The 7,823-nt window shown below is 70.4% G+C and carries 11 protein-coding genes; 7 read left to right on the top strand and 4 right to left on the bottom strand.

Features of this window, described 5'->3' with window-relative positions; translation table 11 throughout:
• Window positions 1–246 (top strand): hypothetical protein (locus GL263_RS16745; protein ID WP_438947969.1); only part of this gene is annotated, 246 nt, incomplete at its 5' end.
• 30 nt (window positions 247–276) lie between these two features.
• Here GL263_RS16745 and GL263_RS16740 read toward each other — a convergent pair.
• A complete protein-coding gene (locus GL263_RS16740; RefSeq protein ID WP_182856532.1) occupies window positions 277–789 on the bottom strand; it encodes a DUF6584 family protein in 513 nt (170 codons plus the stop codon).
• A 79-nt stretch (window positions 790–868) separates the two neighbouring features.
• Window positions 869–1,645 (bottom strand): class I SAM-dependent methyltransferase, encoded by a 777-nt coding sequence (locus GL263_RS16735; protein WP_182856531.1) that lies wholly within the window; start codon window positions 1,643–1,645, stop codon window positions 869–871.
• A 134-nt stretch (window positions 1,646–1,779) separates the two neighbouring features.
• Between GL263_RS16735 and GL263_RS16730 the strand changes: the two genes are divergently transcribed.
• The 5 genes from GL263_RS16730 to GL263_RS16710 all read left to right on the top strand — a co-directional run bounded on the left by GL263_RS16730 (window position 1,780) and on the right by GL263_RS16710 (window position 5,368).
• Window positions 1,780–2,319, top strand: coding sequence for a hypothetical protein (locus tag GL263_RS16730; protein WP_182856530.1), 540 nt, complete (start codon window positions 1,780–1,782; stop codon window positions 2,317–2,319).
• Between the two features lie 40 nt (window positions 2,320–2,359).
• A complete protein-coding gene (locus tag GL263_RS16725; protein WP_182856529.1) occupies window positions 2,360–3,490 on the top strand; it encodes a WXG100 family type VII secretion target in 1,131 nt (376 codons plus the stop codon).
• Between the two features lie 4 nt (window positions 3,491–3,494).
• Window positions 3,495–4,034, top strand: a complete 540-nt coding sequence (locus tag GL263_RS16720; RefSeq protein ID WP_182856528.1) for a hypothetical protein — start codon at window positions 3,495–3,497, stop codon at window positions 4,032–4,034.
• A 65-nt stretch (window positions 4,035–4,099) separates the two neighbouring features.
• Window positions 4,100–4,615 carry a hypothetical protein gene (locus tag GL263_RS16715; RefSeq protein ID WP_182856527.1) on the top strand — a complete coding sequence of 172 codons (516 nt, stop codon included), beginning with the start codon at window positions 4,100–4,102 and terminating at the stop codon, window positions 4,613–4,615.
• Between the two features lie 210 nt (window positions 4,616–4,825).
• Window positions 4,826–5,368, top strand: a complete 543-nt coding sequence (locus tag GL263_RS16710) for a hypothetical protein (protein WP_182856526.1) — start codon at window positions 4,826–4,828, stop codon at window positions 5,366–5,368.
• Window positions 5,369–5,541: 173 nt separating this feature from the next.
• Here the strand turns inward: GL263_RS16710 and GL263_RS16705 are convergent, their stop codons facing one another.
• On the bottom strand, window positions 5,542–5,760 hold the full coding sequence (locus GL263_RS16705; protein ID WP_182856525.1) for a hypothetical protein: 219 nt from the start codon (window positions 5,758–5,760) through the stop codon (window positions 5,542–5,544).
• The gene (locus tag GL263_RS16700; RefSeq protein WP_182856524.1) at window positions 5,751–6,854 is read right to left on the bottom strand and encodes a glycosyltransferase family 2 protein; all 1,104 of its coding nucleotides are present in this window, start codon (window positions 6,852–6,854) and stop codon (window positions 5,751–5,753) included. The genes GL263_RS16705 and GL263_RS16700 overlap by 10 nt, the downstream gene beginning before the upstream one ends.
• Window positions 6,855–7,258: 404 nt before the next feature.
• Here GL263_RS16700 and GL263_RS16695 point away from each other — a divergent pair, with 404 nt between their 5' ends.
• The gene (locus GL263_RS16695; protein ID WP_182856523.1) at window positions 7,259–7,747 is read left to right on the top strand and encodes a tetratricopeptide repeat protein; all 489 of its coding nucleotides are present in this window, start codon (window positions 7,259–7,261) and stop codon (window positions 7,745–7,747) included.
• The last annotated feature ends 76 nt before the right edge of the window (window positions 7,748–7,823 follow it).

Below are 7,823 nucleotides of genomic sequence, written 5' to 3'. Positions count from 1 at the left end.
GGGGAGGCGAGGGACGTGCCGAAGGGCCATCTGCGACTCAGGCTGGAGTACTGGAAGCGCCGGCTCGCCCGGCGAATACCGCGGGCGCCCCGGACCACGGCGGCCGGCCGCCGCCGCCCACTGCCACGCGTGGACACCCGCCCGCTGCTCGTCTTCGGCGTGATCCTGCTGATCGTCCTCGCGCTGTCAGCGGTCCTGGGCGCCCTGCCGATCCTCCTCGGCGCCGGTGGCGCCGCCGGCTGGTGAGCCTGTCGACCTGTCGGCTCCCGCCCGGGCTCAGAAGAACATCGCAACGAAGCCGTTCACCCACACCACCACCGCGAAGAGGAAGATCAACAGGAAGAGGAGGCCCCAGAGGACACCGCCACGATCGCCCGGCACCTCCTGCGGGTCGTCCTCCGTGAGCGTGCGCACCGACTCCCAGTCCACCGGGCGTCCGATCGCCTCCGAGCAGGCTGTCCGCACAGCCGCCAGCCGCTCCCGCACGACGGGGGACTCGGTCGACTCCTCGGGGCCGCGCCAGGCGAGTGCCCGCATGCGGCGGCGCGGGTCCGCGTACCTCGCCTCGAAGGCGGCGGTCTCCGCCGGGTCCCGGTCCGCCTCCAGGTAGTTCCACCGCCCCGCCTCGGCGTCGTCCCCGTACAGCCGGTACACCTCGGCCAGCCGGCGGCGGAGTTCCAGGTCCGCCGGGAAGGAGGACACCAGTCCGCGCAGACGCTGCCGTGCCAACGGCACCCGGCCGGCGGCCAACTCCTCGTCGACGCGCGCAAGCGTCTGCCTCACAGACATGCGCACATCATCGGCCGACGCCGTGGCGGGGACGAGTCCTTTTCCCGCCCGTCGCCCGGGCGGTCAGACGTGCGGGCGGTCAGACGTGCGGCCGGTGGCCGACAAAGGCGGTGCGGCCGGCGTCGCCGGGCTCCCGTGCCGTCTCCACGCGGAACCCGGCCTCGATCAGCAGCCGCCGCCAGTCCCGCGTGGGGAACAGGCCGAACTCGTGCGTCTCGTGGACGACGTGGATCCCGCCGTCCGCGGACCGGATGGTGAACGTGTACTCGGTGCGCGCGGTGTCCCGGGCGTCCGCCGGCCGCCACGTCCACTCCAGGTAGCGGATGCCGCTGCCGTCCTCGGCGTCGCCGCCGCCGCAGTCCGTCTCCGGGTGGAAGTCCTCGGCGACGTGGTCGGGGATGAAGACGGCGACGCCGCCCGGGCGGAGATGCGCGTGCGCGGTGCGGAACGCGGCGAGCAGGTCGCCGCGCGTGGCCATGTAGTCGATCGCGTCGTGCACGAAGACGGCGTCGAAGAGCCGCCCGAGGCGTACGTTCCGCATGTCGCCCCGCAGGTGCGGCACACCCGGATTCAGCCGCCGCGACACCTCCAGCATCTCCTCCGACAGATCCACCAGCGTCATGTCGAAGCGCGTCCGCAGGTGGAAGGCGTTGTGCCCGCCGCCGCTGCCGAGTTCCAGCACCTCCCGTACGGGGATCTCCGCCGACTCCAGCAGCCCGGCCGCGAACTCCGCCTCCTCGGTGTACTCCGACACCGGCGAGATCAGCGGCCACCAGTGCGCGAGTTCTCCGTAGAACCGCGACCCGGCCCCGGCCCCGGTCGCGTGCTCGGTCCCGCTCTCGTCAGAAGACGTCATGTCCGCACCCTAGGGTCTGTCCGCCCCCGGGCGCTGGAACTGCTGCCCCACCCGCCAGGACGCCTCGGCGCGCGTTTCGTTCAGGCCCCCGCGAATTCGTCGGTACCGGAACCCGCTTTTCGCAATGAAAGGAGATGATCCGTTTCGAGCGGATTGGGGGGAGGTGTTCGGAACGGTCGGTTCAGGACTCCGGCTCCTACGGGGCCGGCGCGGGGCTGTTGTATCGTTGCCGCCGCCGGATCGGTGCGGGCGAAAAAGGCGGGGCGATGACGGAAGAGCCTGAACGGCAGGTCGACGATTCCGAGTTTCTCGACATGGCCAAGGATCCGGCGGAAGCCCGCTTGTTGAGGAAGTCACTCGAAACGCTCGCGGGCGGGGGCGCCGGCCCGGTTCTCCAGGAGATGGCCCGTGACGTGCTCGCCGGGCGCATGGGGCTGCGGGACGCGGCGCGCAGCGGCGCATACGCCGAGGCGATGGTGGACGGCGCACAGCAGTTCATGGCCGAGTGGGACGAGAAGTCCGAGGCCGAACGCGCCGAGATCGAGGAGGAGGGCCGCCGACTCCGGGACGCCGAGCAGCGGGAGATGGAGGAAGAGCGTCGCCGGACGCCTCCGCCCGGCTCCCCGGGCTCGTCTGGCAAGCCCCCCAAGCACGGCGGCGATTGGTCGCTCTGACCGAAACCGGAAGTCGGCCAGGTTGAGAGGAACCCCCACCATGGGCTTCGCGGTAGAACCCTCGGACATCCAGTCCTTCGGCAAGCTCGTCGAGCGGGCCGCCGCAGACAGCGAGGCGGCGCTCACCTACCTCGGCGGCGAAGCCTTTCAACTGAAATCCAAGGGGCCGGCCGTCTTCGGCGAGCTGTGGAAGCTCGCCTCTCCGGGCCATGACACGTACCTCGCCGACGGCAAGGCAACCGCCCGCAAGCTCAAGGGCGCCCTGGAGAGTTCCGGCGCCGAACTGGGTCGCGCGGCCCGGTACTACCGCGAGACCGACCGGCAGGAGGCCGCCCGCGTCGACGCGACCTATCCCTGCTCCAAGGGACGGCCTGCCAGCGCGGAGGCACCCGCGAGCCAAACCTTCAACGACGTACGCACTCCTCGCGACGCCCTCAAGCCGGTGGGCGGCGGCGACGCCTTCTTCAGCGGCCACAAGGGCGGCTTCGAACTCGCGCCCGCCAACAAGGTGCTCGGTACGATCATGGACCTGGGAAGCCCCTCCGCCATGGTCAACGAGGCCATCAAGCTGATCTTCAACTTCGACCCCTTCGGAGAAGCCCTCAAATGGGTCGGCGGGAACTGGGACTCCTTCGCCGAGTGCGCCGAGGCATGGAAGAACGTCGGAACGTGCTGTTCCGACATCGCGGAGAACGTCGACACCGGAAACGCCGCCCTTGCCACGACCTGGCAGGGCAACTCCGCGAACACCGCGTGGTCCTACTTCGACGAGATGACAAACAAGATCGCCGAGATCGAGAAGGGCCTCAACTCCCTCGGTGAGCATTACCTCTCGATCGCCCGGATGATCCTCGGCTTCATGGAACTCGCCAAGGAGGGGCTGGTCTGGATCTGCGACCGCGCCGTGATCTGGCTTGTGCAGGTGCTCGCCGCGAAGGCGACCGCCGCGACGGTCGTCGGCGGCCCGGCCGCGGCCGCCCAGTTCGCCCTGGCCGCCCTGCACCTCGTCCAGATCATCCGCCGCTGGGGCGAGCTCGTCGAGCAGTTCAACAACACCATGCGCATGCTGAACGGCCTGCTCGCCGCAGCCGGCGCGGTCTCGGCGGCGACCTTCAACTCCGTGAAGGACTTCCCTGAGGTCCGCTCGGGCTACGACCACCAGGCGGTGTGACACCGTGCCTTCCGGCACCGACTTCGGCTCCCCGGCCAAGGCGACCTTCCTCGCCGTCGTCGGGGCGCTGTTCGGCCTCGCGCTCCTCGGCGGCGGCGGGTACCAACTTGTGCAGGCCGTCGGCCTGACGGGCGAGCGCGGCTCACTCACCGTCGACAAGTGCACGGTGCTGGGTACCCGCACCAAGAGCACCGTGTGTCAGGGCACGTTCCTCCCCGACGGCGCAATCTCCGGCGGCACTCGGGTCACCATGGACTCCGGACCGTTCGGCAAGGTCCACAGTCCCGGGGCTCAAGCGCCGGTCACCCGCGTCGGCGTCGACGAGGTGAAGCCGGTGGGCTGGCGGCCGTCTGCCTACGCGACGGGTTTTGCCGCCTTCGGGCTCCTCCTGCTCGGCACGGCGGGCGGCTGCGCGGCCGGCGCCTGGCTCGGCGCCGCGAAGCCCGACTTCCAGCAGACCCTGCCCGGCCGGACCGGCCGCGCCCTTGTGATCTCCTCCCTCGTCATCGGCGCCGCCTGCGCCTACGTCATCTGGATCACCTGATCCCGGACTGTCAGACCCGGCGGGAAGACTGGCCTTCCGAGTCAACGGAAGGTGGGGAGACGAGCATGCCGCGCACGGTCTACGACGGCGACCTGTGGGTCCACTACGGCCAGTTCTACGTTGCCAGCGGCACTGAGTACCCGGACCTGGGTGGCATCGCCGAGCAGCGCAACGGGTTGTGCATAGCCACGACTCCCGGCGCGCTCTTCCTCGTCACCGGCCTGCACACCGGGACCGTCGGCCTGACCGTCGAGTTCCACGACACGCCACCGCCGCTCGACGACCGCTGGGAGGAGATCGTCGAGGCCCCCTTCCGTCCCACCTCGCCCAAGCTGGCGGTGCTCCCCTGGGCTGAACAGGCGGTATGTGAGACGGAGTTGGGCGTCGGCGACTACCGCGTCCGCTACTGCGCGCTCGGCATGGACGAGGCCCGGGAACGGGAGTCCGAGATCCTGAAGGGTGGCCTGATCGTGGACCGCTACCTCCTCCAGTTCTGGGCCGCCCCGCCGGCACCCGACGAGGTGGTCCGCCAGACCTCCAGGTCGGCTGCCTACTGGCACGGCGAGGCCGGCAAGCACTGAGGCGCCCCCGGGTGCTGTTGGATGTGGCGATGGATGGCGAGATCCCCGAGGGCTGGGAAGCCCGGTGCGCGCGGCTGTGGGAGACGGGCCCGTCGACGGCAGCCGCGCCGCGCACATCGAGCACACCGTCGCCGTCACGGAATCCGGCCCTCGTATCCTGACGTTGCCCTGACCCTTTCGGCTGCCCGACACCACACGATGTGAGACGCCGTGCCTTCCAGCACCGACCTCGGCCACCCGGCAAAGGCGGCCCTCCTAGCCGTCGTGGCGACGCTGCTCGGCCTCGCGGTCCTCCTCGGCGCCGCTTACGAACTACGCCAGACCGCCGGCATGGTGGGCGAACGTGGCTCGCTCACCGTCTCCGAGTGCTCGATCAACGGCAGCCGCGGCCGGGCGATCCTGTGCCGCGGCACGTTCCTTCCGGACAACGGCTCCGCTGTCGACGCTACGTCGGTCACCATGTTCTCCGGCTTGTTCGGCGAGTTGCACAGTCCCGGAACCCGGGTTCCGGTCACCCGGCTCGGGCCTGGCGAGGTTGAACCTGTCGGTTGGAGGCCGTCCGCCGTGGTGTTCGTCCCCGCCGCCTTCGGACTCCTCGCGCTCGGCGTCGCGGCCTGCTACGCGTCCGGCGCCCGGCTCGGTTCCTCAAGGCCCGACTTCCAGGAGACCCTGATCGGCCGAACCGGCCGCGCCCTCATGATCGCCTCTCTCGTCGTCGGCGCCGCCAGCGCCTTCACCGTCTGGAGCACCTGACCCCCGTTGCCGGACCGCCCGGCCATGTCGACCTGTCTCGTGATCGGAGGGCGCTCCGCGTGGCCGGCGGCGCGGACAACCGCGGGGAACTCCAGGGGCACGTCCCGCACCAGAGGTCCCGGCCGCCGCCGTCATGACAGGTGTCATCGGGACGGCGGCGGCGAGGCGGAGCTTCACGTGCCCGCGGGTGTGCGGCGGGAGGGCGGCCGGTGCGGGGCCAGGGCGGCAGGGGCGCGTCCGCGCGGGCGCTCGTGCACGGCACGCGCGTCCCGCCGCCGACGCGGGAAGGAGGCCAGGTAGCAACCGACGCTGAAGGTGAGGATGGACAGGCTGATCACCAGGAACACAAGGCCGAGGGGGCCCAGTTCGGACAGGGTCCGCATCACGCCCATGTCGCCGCTCCCGAGGTGTAGGACCGCCAGAGGGACATCCCCATCCAGTAGGTGCGGATGAGCTGGAACACCAGCTCGGGTAGGAGCGAGGCGCAGACGAGCATCGCCTTCCAGCCCAGCGGCGCCACCCTGAGCGCGGAGAACAGCGACCAGGCCAGCAGGATGGCCAGCCACAGCGGATCACCCGCCGGGCTGCCCTGCGCGACCGACTGCCCTACCCAGACCGCGATCCAGCCCAGGCTGTAGGTGAAGCCCAGCAGGCCGAGAACGTACTGGACGATGGACAGCCGGGTATGCCGTGTCCAGCCACGCTGCCGCATGATGTCGAGGGTGCCGCGAACCCAGCGCTCCCGCTGCCGGACCAGGTCCCGGAGCCGGGGCATCAGGTCCGTGTACGCCACGCAGTACTGGTTGGCGGTCACGCGCCAGCCCGACTCCTTCAGGGCAAGTGTGGTCTCGTAGTCCTCCACCAGGTTGCCGCTGTGCTGCCAGAACACCTCGCCGCGTTCGGCGATCAGCTGTTGGAGCGCCTCCGTCCGGTAGAACGAGCCCGCCCCGGCCATGGTGTGCACGCCCCTGCGGGAGCGGGTGTGGGCGTACCGCCCGTACTCGATGATCTGCATCCCGGCCAGATAGCGTTGCCAGGTCGACCTCCAGAGGCCGCCTCGGCCGTAGCAGGTCGCGCTGACGCCGCCGAGCCCGGAATCGGACTCCATGACCAGCCGCGCCCGGGCGACGAACTCGGGGTGGAGGCTGGTGTCGGCATCCATCACCAGTACAAAACGGGCGGCTTCTGCCAGGGACCCGGCTTGATGGGCGAGCCGGGCCAGGCCGTGGTTGAGCGCCCCGGCCTTCTTGTGCGGGTTGTGCGGAAGCGACAGGACCTGGGTCGGGGGGACGTCCGGGCGGGAGGCGAACTCCTCCGCCACCCGCTCGGTGTCGTCCGTCGAGTTGTTGACGACCACCAGGATCAGGTCGGGACGGTGGGTCTGCGCGGCGAGGGACTCCAGGGACCCGAGCACCTCGCTCTCCTCGTCGCGGGCCGGGATCACGACGACGGTGTCGTGGAGTGGCTCGTGATGTGCGTTCGGCAACGCTCTCGACGCTAGAGGGTTCGGGGTCGGTCGGGAGGTTCCGGAGGACGCGGTGGTCGTCACTGAAGGCGCGGAAGTCCCCGAAGTGGTCGTCGTGGTGACAGGATGGGCGTTTTCGGGACCGAGTAAGGCAATCCCTGTCGCGGCCATGTGGGTTCTCCAGTCGAGCGTGGATCGAAATGTCCAGCACACGACGCTGTGTACCTGGCTCACTTGGCAGCACCCATGATCACATACATTCCGGCAATGGTCTGGACCAATCCAGATGTACGGCCCGGTAAGCGGAGAAGAACTTTGCCCGAGCCAAGTCTCCGCTCCGGCGGGCCGAGGCACTCGGGAAACCAGGCGACCATCGTGTCCGCCGCTGCGCCTCCCGCCGGACCGGGTGGTGTTGGATGTGGCGGATGGATGGTGAGATCCCTGAGGGCTGGGAAGCCCGGTGCGCGCGGTTGTGGGAGACGTTCGGCGCGGTGGACGCGGAGGGGTTCCGGGCGGAGATGGCGGCTCTGGTCGCCGAACTGCCCGAGGGGCATCCGGTCGCACGGTTCGAGTGGGCGTCCGCCTGTGACGCCACGGATCTGGAGGCGGAGGCCGCGACGCACTACCGGGCGGCCTTGGCCGGTGGTCTCGGCGCGGACCGCCGCCGACAGGCGGTGATCCAGCTGGCGAGCACGCTGCGCAACCTCGGCGAGCCGACCGAGAGCGTACGGCTGCTGACCGAGGAGAAGGAGCGCGCCGGGGGCCGTCTTGACGACGCCGTCGACGCCTTCCTTTCGCTGGCGCTGATCGATCTCGGCCGGGAGCGGGAGGCGGCGGCCCTCGCGCTCGGCACGCTCGCGCGCCACCTCCCCCAGTACGGCGGTGCCGTCGCACGCTATGCCCGGGACGTGTGAATCTCCGGACCGCGCAACGGGTGGGAGGCGCGCGCGGGCGGGCCCGGGGCTCAAGCTTCGGGGGTCGAGCCCTCCT

The sequence above is a fragment of the Streptomyces durbertensis genome, from assembly GCF_014156695.1.
GTDB lineage: Bacteria > Actinomycetota > Actinomycetes > Streptomycetales > Streptomycetaceae > Streptomyces > Streptomyces durbertensis.
Note: the sequence above shows the minus strand (reverse complement) of the source record. Positions and strands in the feature narration are given on the sequence as shown.